The 14,020-nt window shown below is 71.2% G+C and carries 14 protein-coding genes; 13 read left to right on the top strand and 1 reads right to left on the bottom strand.

All coding sequences use genetic code 11. The features are described 5' to 3' along the window. The first annotated feature begins 1,092 nt into the window (after positions 1-1,092). The 7 genes from ACFWIC_RS39440 to ACFWIC_RS39470 all read left to right on the top strand — a co-directional run bounded on the left by ACFWIC_RS39440 (position 1,093) and on the right by ACFWIC_RS39470 (position 7,162). On the top strand, positions 1,093-1,758 hold the full coding sequence (locus ACFWIC_RS39440) for a GGDEF domain-containing protein (RefSeq protein WP_380521906.1): 666 nt from the start codon (positions 1,093-1,095) through the stop codon (positions 1,756-1,758). A gap of 496 nt (positions 1,759-2,254) precedes the next feature. Then, positions 2,255-3,220 (top strand): hypothetical protein, encoded by a 966-nt coding sequence (locus tag ACFWIC_RS39445; protein ID WP_380521908.1) that lies wholly within the window; start codon positions 2,255-2,257, stop codon positions 3,218-3,220. A 416-nt stretch (positions 3,221-3,636) separates the two neighbouring features. Continuing rightward, entirely contained in the window at positions 3,637-3,915 is a 279-nt protein-coding gene (locus ACFWIC_RS39450) for a hypothetical protein (RefSeq protein WP_380521910.1), read from the top strand. A gap of 659 nt (positions 3,916-4,574) precedes the next feature. Continuing rightward, positions 4,575-4,775, top strand: coding sequence for a hypothetical protein (locus ACFWIC_RS39455; RefSeq protein WP_380521912.1), 201 nt, complete (start codon positions 4,575-4,577; stop codon positions 4,773-4,775). A gap of 590 nt (positions 4,776-5,365) precedes the next feature. Further along, positions 5,366-5,632, top strand: a complete 267-nt coding sequence (locus ACFWIC_RS39460; RefSeq protein ID WP_380521914.1) for a hypothetical protein — start codon at positions 5,366-5,368, stop codon at positions 5,630-5,632. A 418-nt stretch (positions 5,633-6,050) separates the two neighbouring features. Continuing rightward, positions 6,051-6,602, top strand: coding sequence for a hypothetical protein (locus ACFWIC_RS39465; protein ID WP_380521915.1), 552 nt, complete (start codon positions 6,051-6,053; stop codon positions 6,600-6,602). A gap of 104 nt (positions 6,603-6,706) precedes the next feature. After that, complete coding sequence (locus tag ACFWIC_RS39470) at positions 6,707-7,162, top strand: hypothetical protein (RefSeq protein ID WP_380521916.1); 456 nt, start codon at positions 6,707-6,709, stop codon at positions 7,160-7,162. 397 nt (positions 7,163-7,559) lie between these two features. On the opposite strand, the gene ACFWIC_RS39475 is transcribed toward ACFWIC_RS39470, so the two are convergent. Beyond that, positions 7,560-7,898 carry a hypothetical protein gene (locus tag ACFWIC_RS39475; protein ID WP_380521918.1) on the bottom strand — a complete coding sequence of 113 codons (339 nt, stop codon included), beginning with the start codon at positions 7,896-7,898 and terminating at the stop codon, positions 7,560-7,562. Positions 7,899-8,121: 223 nt separating this feature from the next. On the opposite strand from ACFWIC_RS39475, the gene ACFWIC_RS39480 reads away from it, so the two are divergent. The 6 genes from ACFWIC_RS39480 to ACFWIC_RS39505 all read left to right on the top strand — a co-directional run bounded on the left by ACFWIC_RS39480 (position 8,122) and on the right by ACFWIC_RS39505 (position 13,625). Then, positions 8,122-8,460 carry a hypothetical protein gene (locus ACFWIC_RS39480; RefSeq protein WP_380521919.1) on the top strand — a complete coding sequence of 113 codons (339 nt, stop codon included), beginning with the start codon at positions 8,122-8,124 and terminating at the stop codon, positions 8,458-8,460. 767 nt (positions 8,461-9,227) lie between these two features. After that, positions 9,228-9,623: an XF1762 family protein gene (locus ACFWIC_RS39485; RefSeq protein ID WP_380521925.1), complete on the top strand. Its 396-nt coding sequence runs from the start codon at positions 9,228-9,230 to the stop codon at positions 9,621-9,623. Between the two features lie 267 nt (positions 9,624-9,890). After that, the gene (locus ACFWIC_RS39490; protein WP_380521920.1) at positions 9,891-10,529 is read left to right on the top strand and encodes a GNAT family N-acetyltransferase; all 639 of its coding nucleotides are present in this window, start codon (positions 9,891-9,893) and stop codon (positions 10,527-10,529) included. A gap of 263 nt (positions 10,530-10,792) precedes the next feature. Beyond that, positions 10,793-12,376: an ISL3 family transposase gene (locus ACFWIC_RS39495; protein ID WP_380521921.1), complete on the top strand. Its 1,584-nt coding sequence runs from the start codon at positions 10,793-10,795 to the stop codon at positions 12,374-12,376. Positions 12,377-12,430: 54 nt separating this feature from the next. After that, the gene (locus ACFWIC_RS39500; RefSeq protein ID WP_380521922.1) at positions 12,431-12,868 is read left to right on the top strand and encodes a DUF4259 domain-containing protein; all 438 of its coding nucleotides are present in this window, start codon (positions 12,431-12,433) and stop codon (positions 12,866-12,868) included. A gap of 523 nt (positions 12,869-13,391) precedes the next feature. Then, positions 13,392-13,625, top strand: coding sequence for a hypothetical protein (locus ACFWIC_RS39505; RefSeq protein ID WP_380521923.1), 234 nt, complete (start codon positions 13,392-13,394; stop codon positions 13,623-13,625). Positions 13,626-14,020: the final 395 nt, after the last annotated feature.

A 14,020-nucleotide genomic window follows, 5' to 3' on the forward strand; every position in this document is an offset into this window, starting at 1 on the left:
GCGGGGCTGCCCTCACCACCTACACTTTTGCATTTGTTGGTCTCCAGCCGCGGGCCTGAGCCCCGCCGCCGGGCACGGCCCGGGGGCATACCGCCCCCCTCCCCGACCTCAACGAGAATGTGGACCTACAGGTGACTCGGTCACTCCCACCGAGAGCGGACCGCAGAAGAGCCACACCTGTGCTGCGCCTGCCTCGTTCCGGACCGCCGGGCAGCGGGGCAGTCGAGCTGTCCCGATCGGCTGCCCCTCCAGGCATGGCCGGAAGCGCCAACGGCCGGCCATGGTCACCGGGTGGCCGGGTGGGGCGTTTCTGGGGGCCGCAGATGACCAGGTATCGGACTGGCCGTCGGCGGTGCGGAATCGGGGTCGGCCCGGGCCGGCGGGTCGACCGGACCGGGGTGCAGGCTGGGTGTGATCGGGGGGTGCACGTTGCCGTAACGCGCTGCCCGTCCTCGTGTCCGTCCTCCTGCCGCCGTCAACGGCCGACGGGCCGTCCTGACACGTAGTGAAGCGATCGCAGCGGATCGCCTTTGCCGACTGACCCGGGGGGCGGACGGCGGCCGAAGGCGATCGGAGTCAGGGTGGTAGGCGCACCGCTGGCTGGATGGGACGGGCACTCGTCCGCAGTCAGCGAGCCGCCAGTAACTGGGCTTCCATGGCGTGCGGTTGGGGCTTGCTTGGCGACGTGTCGCGCCTATGTTCCGGGGTGGCCCGAGCGCGGCCCTCACCCCAGGGTGTCCTCATCCCCTCGCCTTTCCCGTCTGTGTCACTCCGATCCGTTGTTCGGGCTGGACTGACGCAGCACGGACGGCGAGAGGGGAGGGGTCGGGGTACGAAGGACGCGCGGGGCCACTGCCCGGGGCCCCGTCGCCCCGGAGTGTGGGTGCTCATCTGGCCAGACGTGACCACACCCCGGGGCGGGGTCCTCAACTCCGGTACAGGAGAGGTGGATCTACCATGACACACCTAAGTTCGAGGGTTCCAGTCGCACCCTGGCGAGCCATCCCGGCCCCGGCCGAATCAGTCGCCGGTTCCGTCGCGGCGGAGGTTGTTGCCTTCGATCGGTCCGGTCCCGCATCCGGCAGGGGCGAGGTGGCGAACGCCAGGGCGATGCTCCTGGCCGGACCGGCCGCGCGGATTGCAAGCCTGCGGGAGGCGGTGCGGCGGCTGCTGGAGGTGAACCGGCGGCTGCGCCGCCGACTGGCCCTGAGCGAGGCACGGGAGAGGGCACTGAGGGAGGAGCGGGAGGACCTGCTTGAGGAGCTCGCCCAGGCCCGCACCGACCCGCTCAGCGGCCTTCACGGTCGACGGGCGTTCACCCACCGCGCGGACGAGCTACTGTGCGGCACCAGCGCCATGTACGGCGTGGTTCTGCTGGACCTGGATGAGTTCAAGCCGGTCAACGACCGCTACGGTCATGCGGCGGGTGACGCCGTGCTCGCAGCGGTGGGTGCCCGGATCGCCCGGTGGCTGGGGCCGGGGGAGGCCGCAGCCCGGCTCGGTGGTGACGAGTTTGTGGTCCTCGCCGTTTACGATGTCCGCCTCCCGGACCGGGTGAGTGCCCTGCGGGAGGCGCTCACCGCCCCGGTCGCCTACGGCAGCCTGTCCCTGGCCGTCGGCGTCTCGGTGGGCGTGGCGGCGGTGGAGGACCCCCTGTCGCGGACGCACGCAGCGGTGGGGGCCAGCCTGGCGCAGGCACTCAGCGAGGCCGACTCGGCGATGTACGAGGCCAAGGGCCGGGGCCGCCGGGGCCGGTAGACGGTCCAGGCGATCACCCTCGGCCACCCGACGTTGCCCGGCACCCCAGACGGGGTGCCGGGCAACGTCGTTCCGTTCCAGGGCCCAGGCGTGAACCCGACGAGGGCTTGAGATCGTTCACCACAGCACCTCAGCCTCCGCTCGGGCACCCGGTTGCGGACCTTCCGATCTGTACCCTCCGCCGCCACTGGCTACGGCCCCAGCGCTTCCGTGCCGCGGTGCCGGAGAGCCGCCCCCACGTCCACCGCAGGTCCTTGATCTGCCGGACGCAATTCGTACCTTTTGCGGTGATGGGGCGCCCGTACCCCCGGTCCGGGCCGTTGAACGGGACGGCGTTGCCTGCCTGCCTGCTGCGGGCCTTGACCTGCCGGACGCCGTCCCCACCATCGACCGAAATCCCGCCCCGCCGTAGCGGCGCCCGCCGAACTCCCACGGCGTTCGGGCCGAGCCCAGGCAACCTCACCCGCCATACCCACAGACAAGGACCTCACCCAGCATGACTCCCGCTTCCAACCCGCCCCAGACCGCGCAGACGGAGAACGCGCTTCAGACTGTCCGGACGCAGAAGATGCCGCCACCGGAGGAGACCTACCTCGATGCGGTGCAAACCCTCGCCCAGGCCGCAACTGACTTCCTCCGATCCGCGACCGGTCTCGCGCTGCCCACCGTCGCGGCGCAGGAACAGCCACACCACATGCGGACCCTGGCCGTCGTCACCGCATACGGCTCCGGCCTGGTCCGGATCGACCTGGCGGACCTCATCCAGTGCTGCACGCTCATGCTCGACCGGGTCCCGCTCGACCGCGCCGCCCAGGTGTACCGCGCGGTCTGGGGCGAGGACCACGACCACTTCGCCGGCGAGTCCACCCTCGACCACGCCGGTCCGGGAAGCGAGTTCGAATTCGAGGACAACAACGACGACGCCGGACGCCGGACCTACGACGCCCTCGGGGTGACCGTGCTCGACAACGACCACGCGCAGCTCCGCCTCCCGGACCTCCGCCTGCAGGACGCCGTTCACGGACTGCGGTGCCTGAACGAGAGGCCCGTTGCCAGCAGGCCGCGGCCGCAACCCCGCCGGGAAGTCGCCACCGACGCCTACGACCGCGCCGACGGCCGCCGTTCCGCACTCGACGGCCCCATTCACCCCTACCTCGGCCTCAGCTACGCCTCCGAGCACCTGGGCGGGGCACTCACCGAGGCACAGCTGCGCGAGGCCGGCATCACCGTCGACCGGTGCGGCGGTCAGGAACCACCCGCCGACCCCACCGGAGCCGAATCCGCAGTGTGGGCGGCCCTGTGCGAACAGAACCCGGTCTCCCACGACGGGACGCGCGAGCTTGACCCGGAGAAGCGGATCCGGCTGCACGCTCTTGACCCGGTGCCGCTCTACGACCGGGGCCGCGCGAACGTTCCCCCGGCCCCGGTCGCTGCTCGGGTGGGCATCCATCCGACTACCTGACCCGTCCACCGGCCGCGCCTCCTTCCCGTCTATGCCAGGAGGTGGGGCGCGGGCCGGCCCGCGCCGTCGTCCGGCCCACCACCGGCCGCTCCAGCAGGGCCCCAGCCCGTTGACCGCCTGTGCTGTCCGGGGTTGACCGGCCACGGCCTGGTTCTACGGTGTGTCCTGCTCCCCCGCACGACCGTGACCGCTCCGGCCATGCGGGCCTTCTGCACCTGCATGCCTCCGCGCCCAGGGCCGCCCCACGCCCGGGTCGCCCCGCTTCGGGCGGGGCGGCCCCACTACCTGCCTGCCCCGTCTGGGTGGGCCCGCGTGCCCACAGCAAGGCCGCCTGGTTCCGTCCCGGCTTCCCGATGCCAGTCACCCCCGGTTAGCAGCATCACCGCTGTTGGCCGTCATATCCCATGAGGAGAACGATGTCCCGTTACATCCTGTCACTCGACCCCGCTACCCGCACCCAGCTGGAGTGGGGCTACGACCCGCCGCTTGACAACGTGTACGTGCATCTGGTTGTCGCCCACGAATTCGTCGACAACTGCGGCCTGTTCTCGTTCATCCCGACCGTCGGCGAATTGATGCCCGCCCTCGCCGACATGCTCACCCGCCACCGTGTCCGCCAGCTGACCGACGAGGAGGCCGCCGAGATGACGAAGCAGTTGATCGCCGACGGCGCCGACCCGGGCGACCTCGCCTGACGTCCCGCAGCCCGCATGCGGCCCGGCCCGGCGTCTACGCCGACGGCTGGGGACCCGGCACCGAGAGCGAACTCTGCGACACCCCCGTCGGCGGCTCCGACTTCGCGGAGCATCCCGCTGAACGATCCCCCATCCAGCGACTCCACCACCACGATGCTGGAGCAGCTTCTCGCCGTCGCGGCGAACGGAATGCGCTGGCTGGAGCTGGAGGTCAGTGAGAACACTCTCAGTCTCGACTACAGCGCCTGAGCCAGTCCGTACGTGGCCCGAAGGCGCATGACACCACCAACACCACGACCGCGGTCCCCGGGACGCAGCACTGCTGCGTCCCGGGGACCGCGGTCAGCCGGGCTGTTCGCCAGGTGCGCCCTTCCGGCCGTGGGGGCTTTCCCGGCTCGGTACCGGCCGCGCCCCCTTCTCTTCCCTTTGGGATAGGGGTTGACCAGTGGTCTGTTGCGCCTACGGTATGTCCCGTTCCACCCCGGCGGCCGTGACCATAGCCGGCCGTGCGGGATGCCCGGCCGACTGGGATCCCCACCCCCCATGACGCCGCACCAGCGCACCCGCACCAGCCGTCAGTTCGTCCCTGGATACCGCAACCACTCCCGCCGTGCGCGGGCCGCCGAACTGCCATCTAAGCCCCCTTCGATAGGAGACCCGTGACAGAGCCTTCCGAAACCCAGGTCCTCGACTACGTGCGACGAGTCGGGCTGAGCAATGAGCGACTTGGCGACCTCGTCCACGACGCCGCCAGTCGGAACGCCTCCGACATCAACAACGGCGGCATCGAGAGCCAGATCGCCTACTTGCTCGAGCAGCATGGATCCGCAGGAGTGCTCGCTTTGCTCCGGGACCAGTAGCAGGACCCCCACTCGCCATCGCAAGCCAACGGCGCCACTTCCCAGGCGGATGCGGGTGTCTCGCGCGTGGCCACGGGACCGGGCCTTGGGTCGGTCAACTCTGTTTGGTGCAAACGGGTTGACCGATCGGCAGCCGGTCCTACTGTGCGTCCTGTTCCCGACCGGCCACGGCCCGGCACCCCCGGGGGCGTTGCGGCCGCCACCACCCGGTCCCGCCCTCCACGAGTGCGGGCGGAAGTGTCCGCCGAAGCCTGCCGCTGCGGCCCGGGCCGACCCCGTCTCCGCGCCACCGACGGCCGTACCGCTATCCGGTCGTCGGCGGCCCGCAGAAGCGGCCCACCCTGCCACCAGCACCGACAGGCCCGGCACAGGCACCCGCCTCCGCTGCTGCGCCGTCCTGCCCTTTCACCGGCCGGGATTGACCGGTGGTCTGCCGTTCCTACGGTGTGCCTGTTCCCGCCCGGCGGTCGTGAGTCCCTCCGGCTGTACGGGCTTCCCCGGCCCCGCCGGTGCCGGGGCGCTGAGGGACTGCCGTCCCGCATCTCTGGCAGCCCGTCCTAATCAACGACCCGACGACGAGGAGATTCTTCGTGTCCGAGAACGCAGCCGTGTCCAGCGCCGAGCTGACCGCGATCCTGATCATCAACCTCTTTGACTCCCGCTGTGGGCACTGCCGTCGGCCAGTACTGCCGAACGCCACACATCACACCGATGTGTCGGGCTACAACACGCGCAAGGGCGGCGGCTGTGGGGCCCGGTTTACCACGACCGCCACAGAATACCGGCAGCGTGTCACCACCGATCGGCTGAGGGAGATGCGACCTGACCTTCCCACCGCAGCGACGCCCGAGGCCTGACACGGCACCAGGAGGTTCTCGGTGGCCTGGCACCCTGGCTCAAGGCTCCCGGCGGCTGGCCGGGCCGCCCGTTCCCGCACCGCCGCTGGCCGTCGCGTTACCCGGTCGTCGGCGGTGTGCGGATGCACTGTCCGGCCCCGGTCTGTCCCGGGGGTACCTCCGCGCGCCCGCGCCGGCGCCTGCCAGATCAGCACCTGGGAGAGAAGGCCCGGTTGTGGCTGAGGCCTCTCGCCGGCGACCCGTTCCAACCTTCCGCCAGCACGATCGGCCGTTGACCGGTCCCGTCCCGTGGCTACTTTCCTTTCGGGGAAGGCGTCCGGCTCAACCGGCGCCGTGTCGTCCGGCCGCTGCCCCGCACCCCCGCGTTCCCCGGTCCCTGGCTGCGCCGTGGGCCGCCCCATCTCGTGAGGAGACCCTTGTGACCGTGCACGCCCGCCAGATGCCTCGGGGTTGGACGCTCGCACTGACCACTGGCCCCGGCCATCTGCACGCCTCCCTCACCCGCCCCAACCCTCGGGAGTCCGGCCCGGTTGACGGTTCCCGGCCCGCCCTCGAACTCACCGTCAACGCGCGCCTCACCGACCCCTACCCCGTCCCGAACCCCACCAGCCACAGCCCCCGCCAGCGCGCCCTGCGCCTGTGGCGGCGCTGGGCCCACCGCCATCCCGCCGCCGCTCTCCAGCCGGCCGTCCGGCCCTGGGACGGTCCCAGCCTCACCCGCACCGTCGGACCCTGGACCGCGACCGCGACCCTCAACCAATTCGGCCTGCACGTGCAACGCCTGCCCGAGTTCGACTGCCTCCGGCACGCGCTCTTCACCGACGACTGCTACCCCGACAGCGAGTACAGGTGCGCGTGCGGACCCGGCCTCCGGTACCTCGCCGCCGAGTGCACCTGCCCCCGGATTCGGCCCCGGCTGCACGTATCCCTTACCAGGCCCGAGCTCTACCCGGAGGAACCGTCGTTCTGATCCCGCAGCCCCGCCCCGGCCCGTGGCCCGCCCCATCCCGCGCTGCGGACTGCGGCCGTTGCCACATCCCTTGGCACAGCCCACCACACGAGCAGGGAGCACCCATGAGTACCGGCACCGGCTACCGCCTCACCTACGACAGTCGCAGGCCCATCGCCGCGGACCCCAACTACGGTCCTGTGCGTGATGCCCTGCGGGGACTCATCAACGGGGGCTGCACCGCCACGCTTTACCTCTGGGAGATCCACGGTCCCGGCTGGCCGGTCTCTCCCGGCCTCACCGTCCAGGACTGGAGGCTGGTCACCATCGCCAACCCCGCCCCCCAGCGCTTCCGCGCCACGCACCGCTACGAGTGCGCCGACGAGCCACTGTGCGGATGCGAACCGACCGTGCCCGTCCCCCCCCCCCCGCACGCGTGGTGCAACCTCTTCGCAGGCCTGACCCTCAGCAGCATGTTCCACCTCCACCCCGCCGACCGTGCCCGCCTCACGGCTCTTCAGTGGCCCGCCCCCAAGGACGCCGAAGGATGGACCTACCCCGACGGCGCCACCACCGGCTGAACACCCCGGCCTCGCACCGGCCCGGGCCACGCCGGGGCTGACCAGGCGCCACCCGGCCCTACGGGGGCGTTGTGTTCCCGCCCGGCCGCCAAGAGTGCTGCTGCGCTGCGGCGACGCAGGCTCCCCAGGCACCCCGCCTGCCCTCCCCCGGGCAGCGGGCGCGGGGTGGCGCCCGCCGCCCTTCACCCCGCGCTCCCCGGCCCGGGTGCGGGGCGGCATCGGCGGCCAGGACTTCCCCAACCCGAGCGGGATCCCGGCTGTTCTCCACCCGCCCCATGTTTCACCCGCTCAGCCGCTCAGCCGCGGCGTCGGCCGCCCGGTGCTCACCGCCGTGTCCCAGAGCGCGCTGAGCACACCGCCGCCCTGGCCCCGAGGCGTCCGGCTGCATCGGACCGAGTCACCCGACGACCCCACGCCCGATGCGGCATCCACCGCCCGGGCCCGCCAGCACACTCCCACCACCGACCGACGAAAGGCAGACCCCGTGCGACCCAACCTGCTTCCCCAATTGCACCCGGCCATGCGTGCAGCCCTGATCGAATTGCACCGCACCAATCTGCGCGCGACCGTCCACCCGGCCGACGGCGGCGGCCTCCAGTTCCGCATCCCCGGCCCCGACGACACCGTCGTGCTCATCGGCAGCCCCGAGGTCCTCCCAGGACCGAACGAGGTTCCCACAGGCTTCGGGGCCGAGCTCTACACCCCCGACGGCGAACGCCTCCACGTCCTGTTCCACGACTGCACCGACCCGGCCTGCTGCGCCCCTGCCACCGGCGCCGACCCCCTCAACGCCCGCGTGATGGCCACCGCCATCGCCGCTGCGGTGCGCACCCACGCCGCAACGCTCCCCTCGGTCGTCCCCACCAGCGGGCAGGTCCTTCACCGGGTTGCCGAGCTCATCGACGCCGACACCGACCGCACCACCACGCTCTACACCCGCCCCCTAGTGCCCGGGCTGCATGCTCGACAACCTGACCCAAGAAGCCGTGTACGGCACCGACCCGCTGTGGTTCGGCAAGCGGTACGCGGCGCTCGGCCGCGAGCACGGCACCGACGCCGTCATCGCCTGGACCCGGCTCCTCGACGCCGAAGTGAACGCCGCCAGGGACCTGCTCCGCCCCCTCGCGTCCGGCGCCGCGTCGGCGCTCGACTCCGACGCGATCCGTGCACTCGCCGACGCACACAACCGACAGGCAGGCCCGCCCAAGGCGCCGTGCGACCGCCACAGCCGAGATCGCGGTGGCCGCTTGCACGATCCCGACTGCGTTGGCCCGCGCACCCTCGCCACGAACGCCTGAACCCACCCCGGTCCGGCCGGACCCACCTACGGTCTGCGACGAGCCCAGTGGTCCCACCTGAACGGTGATAGCGGGCGCTATCAGACGCCGCCCGGCCGCCGACACCAAGGCGGCCGGGCGTAGCCACCTCGCCCGACCCGGCATATGCCCACGACCGAGCCGACCGCCGATGCCCAGGTTCACCCGCCATGACGCTCCATCGCCAGCGGCCCGCATACCAGGCCGTCTGACGACGATGAATCCGGCGCGTGCGAGCCGGCCGTGCCCGCTCAGCTGCTCGTCTGGCGCAACCTCTTCGCTGGCCTGACCCTCAGCAGCATGTTCCACCTCCACCCCGCCGACCGTGCCCGCCTCACGGCTCTTCGGTAGCCGTCCCCAGGGACGCCGAAGGGTGGACCTGCCTCACCTGCCACATCACCACCGCCACGGTTGAACGGCCCTGCCTGCCGCCTGCCTCTCGGCCCGGGGTTGACCGGCAGACTGCTGTTCCTATGGTGCGCCCCGTTTCCGCCCGGAGGCCGCACCCGCCCCCGGCCGCGCGGGATCCCGCCCGGTGCCTCCACGCACCAGACCCCCCGCGGGGCTGGGCAGCGGCCCCGGCCCGGGTATGTGCTGGCGATGGGAGAGCCTCGTGCGCGCGGACCGACCCACCGCGGCTGGCCGGTTGGGCCCACCGCCCGGCCGGCAGGACACCCACCCGAACCAGGAAGCCCGCAATGCTTCACATCACACCGGTCCGCTCACGCACCGCGCGCGCCTTCGTCGCGATGTGGCACCGGCACCTTCAACCACCACCCGGCCAGATTTTCGCCCTTGGCGTCGCCGACCACGACAGCGTCCTTCGAGGCGTCGCGATCGTCGGGCGACCTGTCGCACGCCACCTCGACAACGGCCACACACTGGAGGTCACCAGGGTGGCCACAGACGGAACCCGCAACGCCTGCTCCATGCTGTACGCCGCCGCCTGGCGTGCGACCTCAGCACTCGGCTACACCCAACTGGTCACCTACACGCAGGCCGACGAGACAGGCGCCTCGCTACGCGCCGCAGGATGGCGCGTCATCGGCCAACGCAGATCCCACGCCGGCTGGGACCGGCCGTCGCGCCCGCGTCGGACACTCGGCAGCGAGCACATACCCCGCACGCTCTGGGAAGCACCCTGATCGCCCGCCATTCCCCGGGCCCTGCCGCCGAGCACCGACTGTCGGCCCCATCCGGGGACGGTACCGCCGCTGCGCCCCGCGCCGGGCCTTGTCTGGTCGGGGACAGCGGGGTTGACCGGTCGGAAGCTTCCCATACCGTCACTGCCTGCCCGCTTCGGTGACTACCCCCGGCGCGGATCTCCCCCCCATTCCCCATACCCCTGGAGAATCCCTGTGCAGTGCCGTCCTGAGGCACCAAGTCCCCCAACCGCCCAGGCCCCGCAGAACATGTCCTCATCCCTGCGCCTTCGTCCCGCGACGCTCACAGACTTCGACGCCATCGCGGACCTGATCCGCCTGATCGATCTCCAACGCCGCGCCGAAGACCTCGCACCGATCCTTGAGATTATGCAAGGAGTTCTCGCCACTGGCCGGGGAGGAATCGGACCGTTCACCCATGGCTCACTGCATATCCTCGTTGCTGATCATGCAGCCATTGGCACTCCCATCGGCCTGGTCCGGTGCGGAATCGGCAAGTGGGTACAGAGCCTCGCTCTTCCCACGTCCATCCCAAGGCGCCTGTACGAGCGGATCGGCAACGTCCAAGAGCTGGCTGTCGCCCCGGAATTCCGTGGCCAAGGAATTGCCCGGGCTCTGTTGAGCCAGGCTGAGGAAGACCATCGCAAGGCCGGATACGACGCCGTGGTTCTGCGGCACCATCGAGAACAGACCCCCTTCTACCGCGCCATGGGATACACCAGCGGCAGCAGGCTGACCCTGGCCCTGCCCGGCGGACTTGGCAAGGTCTCCATCCCGGGCCAAGGCTGGCGCTGGGCAGTCAAGCCTGTAGCTCCGGCCGTCGAGGTGGCCGACATATACGGGAGCCCCACCCTGACTGGAATTCTCGCCCTACGGGAGGGTGCCTGACTCAAGACCGGGACGGGCCCCCTGATGCCTCGGCACCAGGGGGCCCGTCCCGGCCGCGTTCGGGGTCATTGTCTTGAACGGCTTCCGTTGGGTTCTGGCTCAGGTCGTGTGACCGGTGACGGTCCGTGACGGAATACCGACTCTTGCCGGTTCGTAGATCGACTGAAAGTCGTCGGCCCAGCTATCCGTGTGGCTGACAGTCGGCGGCCGTGACGCAATCGTGGTCCCTGATTAGGGAGTTGTTGTTCCCGTCGGTGTCGGAGGTGGCAGTTGTCCGGGTGGAGGCGGCCGGTTCTGTGGTGCGGGTGGAGGCACGGTCCACCGTCGACGGGGCTGACTGCCCGGGCTGCGGAACCCGGTCGAACCGTGTGCATGGCTCCTACCTGCGGTTCCCGGCTGACCTGCCCAGCGCGGGACGGCGGGTGGTGCTCGCGCTCCGGGTGCGCCGGTTCTCCTGCCTTGAGCGGTCGTGCCAGCGGCGGACGTTCGTCGAGCAGATCGAGGGCCTGACACGCCGTCACGGGCAGAGCACCGAGCGGCTGCGCTCCTCGCTTGCCGCGATCGGGCTCGCCCTGGCTGGCCGGGCCGGCGAGCGGATGACCGGGCTGCTGGGCCTGCGCGGGAGCCGCAGCACTCTGCTGCGGCGGGTGATGGAGCTGCCGGACCGGCCTGTCGGCGCCCCGACCGCGGTCGGGGTGGACGACTTCGCGCTGCGCAAGGGCCACGTCTACGGCACGGTGATCATCGACGCTCGCACCCACCGGGTCCTGGACCTGCTCCCGGAGCGCGACGCCGCCACGCTCGGCCCGTGGCTCGCCGGCCAGCCGCAAGTGGAGGTGATCTGCCGCGACCGGGCAAGCGCCTACGCGGAGGCCGCCGACACCGCCTCACCCCAGGCCAAGCAGGTCGCCGACCGCTACCACTTGTGGCACAACCTCACCCGGGCCGTCGACCGCACCGTCCTCGACCACCGCTCCTGCCTGCACAGCCTCCCCGCGGTCGAGCCGGAACCCGAACCGCAGTGGGAGACCCCGCTCCCCGACCGGCCCGACACCGACGACAAGGACGAGGCGGAGGAGCCGACCGGTCCCACCGGGCGGATGGCGGACCGTCGCAGTGTCCACCACGCCCTGGTCCACGACCTGCTGGAACGCGGGATGAGCATGCGCGAGGTCGCCCGCCATCTCGGCTGGGGCCGCAACACCGTCCGCCGGTACGCGCACGCCGCCCGCTGGCAGGACATGATGAAGGACCGGAGCCCCCGGTCGAGCAAGCTCGACCCGTTCAAGCCCTACCTGGCCGGGCGGTGGGAGGAGACCGGCGGCAAGATCACCGGACGCGTGCTGTTCGAGGAGATCACCGCCCAGGGCTACCGGGGCGGCCGCACACTCCTCGCCCAGTGGAAGAGCCAGGCCCTCACCACGCCGGACAGCGCACCGCCGCCCCCTCCGCCGCCCTCGATACGGCAGGCCACCAGCTGGCTGACCCGCCACCCCGCCGGACTCACCCCCGACGAGGAGATCCAGCGCAAGACGCTCCTCGCCCACTGCCCCGAACTCGACACCGCCTCCGGCCTGGTCACCTCCTTCGCCGAGATGCTCACCCGCCTCGAAGGCGAACGCCTCCCCGGGTGGATCACCGACGCCATGACCTCGGGCCTGCCCGGCATCAGTACCTTCGCCATCGGTCTGAACAGCGACTATGACGCCGTCCACGCCGGACTGACCACCCACTGGAACTCCGGCCCCGTCGAAGGAACCGTCAACCGGATCAAAATGATCAAGCGGCAGATGTACGGACGCGCTGGATTCAAGCTCCTGCGCAAGCGGGTACTGCTTGCCTCCTGACCTCACTGTCGGTGGCCAGTGCGAAGATCCCCAGACGGTCACGCGAGGAGAGATATGGGCACCTGGGACATCGGCCCCTTCGACAACGACACCGCCGCCGACTTCGCCGGTGACCTGGACGAGGCCGCACTGGAAGAACGCGAAGCCATGATCCGGGGCGTGCTCAAACGTGCCGCCGGACCTGCGGACTTCCTGGGTACCTACGACGGCGAGCGTGCAGTGGCCGCGGCGGCCCTGGTCGTCGCCCAGCATCCTGACGGCGATCCGGCATGTTCGAACTATGGCCCGTCAGCGCCGCTACCGGAGTTGGCTGCAGACCTTCGAATGCTCGCCGTCGACGCCCTGGACCAAGCGGTCTCCAACCGGTCTGAACTCGCCGAGCTGTGGGCCGAAGCTGCGAACTGGTCGAAGTGGCGCCAGGACATCAACCGCCTCCGCGACATCCTTGACCCTCCGATCCCGCCACAAGAGGAAGCCCTTTTCGAGATTTGATCGGTGACTTACAGTCACGGACCACAGAACTTGAGCCAGAGCCCACTGGACTCCGTCGCAGACAGGGTCATCGAGCAGAGCTCGGCTTTGCCTGAGATCGTCCAGGAGTCCATCACCGCCGAGCTGTACACCGCCGGATACGCCTCGGTCCACTGGCAGGACCTGGACGCCGCCGACTTCGGCAGCGCCAGCAACCGCAAGCGCGCCATCCTCACCGCCTTCTGGCACCGGCCGCGCCAGCCCGTTACCATCCCCGGCATCCGCACCAACGCCGCCCTCGCCCTCGGCTGGCCGCTGGACACCCGCGTCAACACCCGCGGGGTACACACCGCCGGAGGGAACGTCTTCTCCCTCAACCGGACCATCACCACCGTCACCAGCAAGATCCGGGGCTGGTACTGCGAGAGGACGGGCCGGCGCTTCACCATCGGCGAGGTGCGTCCTGGTCGGCCTGCCCGGCGACTACCCGCTCACCGGCTCCCGCAGCAGCCAGTGCCAGCAGCTCGGCGACATCCTCTGCCCCATGGTGGCGGCCGCAGCCTGGGGCACCCTGCTCCACCTGCCCTGGCAGCACCTGCTCCGCGTCTACCTCGCCCGCATCTGCCCCACCGTCCACCACCGCCCCAACCCCGCGGCCGCCCTCTTCCACCCCGACCCCGGCCGGACCCGCCCCGCACCCACCGAAGACGACATCCACGCGCTGTTCACCCCGGGCGCCCGCCCCCACGTCCACATCCGCGAACCCGCCCTTACCTGAAACCCGCATACCCCCTTGTGCCCGGCCGCGCCCCCGCAGCGGCCGGGCACAGGCACACCCACCGCCCCGCCCCTGGATCGGATCGAGGCGCCGCCCGCCACCGGGCCCGGAGCCCCGGGAGTCCGAGCCGACACCATCTCGCCGGAAGGGGGTTGACCGGTGGGGTGTGGTGCCTATGGTGTGTCCTGTTCCCGCCCGGCCACCGCGTCGAGCACACCCCATGGGCGGTGCTCCGGTGGTGCGGGCTCCCGAAGGGGGCTGTCTCGCCCGCCCACCTCCCCCCGGAGGGTGGGCGGAGACGCCCCCTGGCCGTCCCGGCCGCGCCCCGGCAGACCACACCGGGCCCGCGTGGCCGTATCGGGCGGCCCGGCTGGCCGGACCCCCACCCCCGGGGG

The sequence above is a fragment of the Kitasatospora sp. NPDC127035 genome (assembly GCF_042726075.1).
Taxonomy (GTDB): domain Bacteria; phylum Actinomycetota; class Actinomycetes; order Streptomycetales; family Streptomycetaceae; genus Kitasatospora.

What these genes read in the sequence shown, in the direction of transcription:
- ACFWIC_RS39450 (WP_380521910.1), top strand. Translation starts at nt 3,637, where the DNA reads ATGTCCCGTTACATCCTGTCACTCGACCCCGCTACCCGCACCCAGCTG.
- ACFWIC_RS39505 (WP_380521923.1), top strand. Translation starts at nt 13,392, where the DNA reads ATGGTGGCGGCCGCAGCCTGGGGCACCCTGCTCCACCTGCCCTGGCAG.
- ACFWIC_RS39490 (WP_380521920.1), top strand. Translation starts at nt 9,891, where the DNA reads ATGTCCTCATCCCTGCGCCTTCGTCCCGCGACGCTCACAGACTTCGAC.
- ACFWIC_RS39445 (WP_380521908.1), top strand. Translation starts at nt 2,255, where the DNA reads ATGACTCCCGCTTCCAACCCGCCCCAGACCGCGCAGACGGAGAACGCG.
- ACFWIC_RS39470 (WP_380521916.1), top strand. Translation starts at nt 6,707, where the DNA reads ATGAGTACCGGCACCGGCTACCGCCTCACCTACGACAGTCGCAGGCCC.
- ACFWIC_RS39500 (WP_380521922.1), top strand. Translation starts at nt 12,431, where the DNA reads ATGGGCACCTGGGACATCGGCCCCTTCGACAACGACACCGCCGCCGAC.
- ACFWIC_RS39485 (WP_380521925.1), top strand. Translation starts at nt 9,228, where the DNA reads ATGTGGCACCGGCACCTTCAACCACCACCCGGCCAGATTTTCGCCCTT.
- ACFWIC_RS39480 (WP_380521919.1), top strand. Translation starts at nt 8,122, where the DNA reads ATGCTCGACAACCTGACCCAAGAAGCCGTGTACGGCACCGACCCGCTG.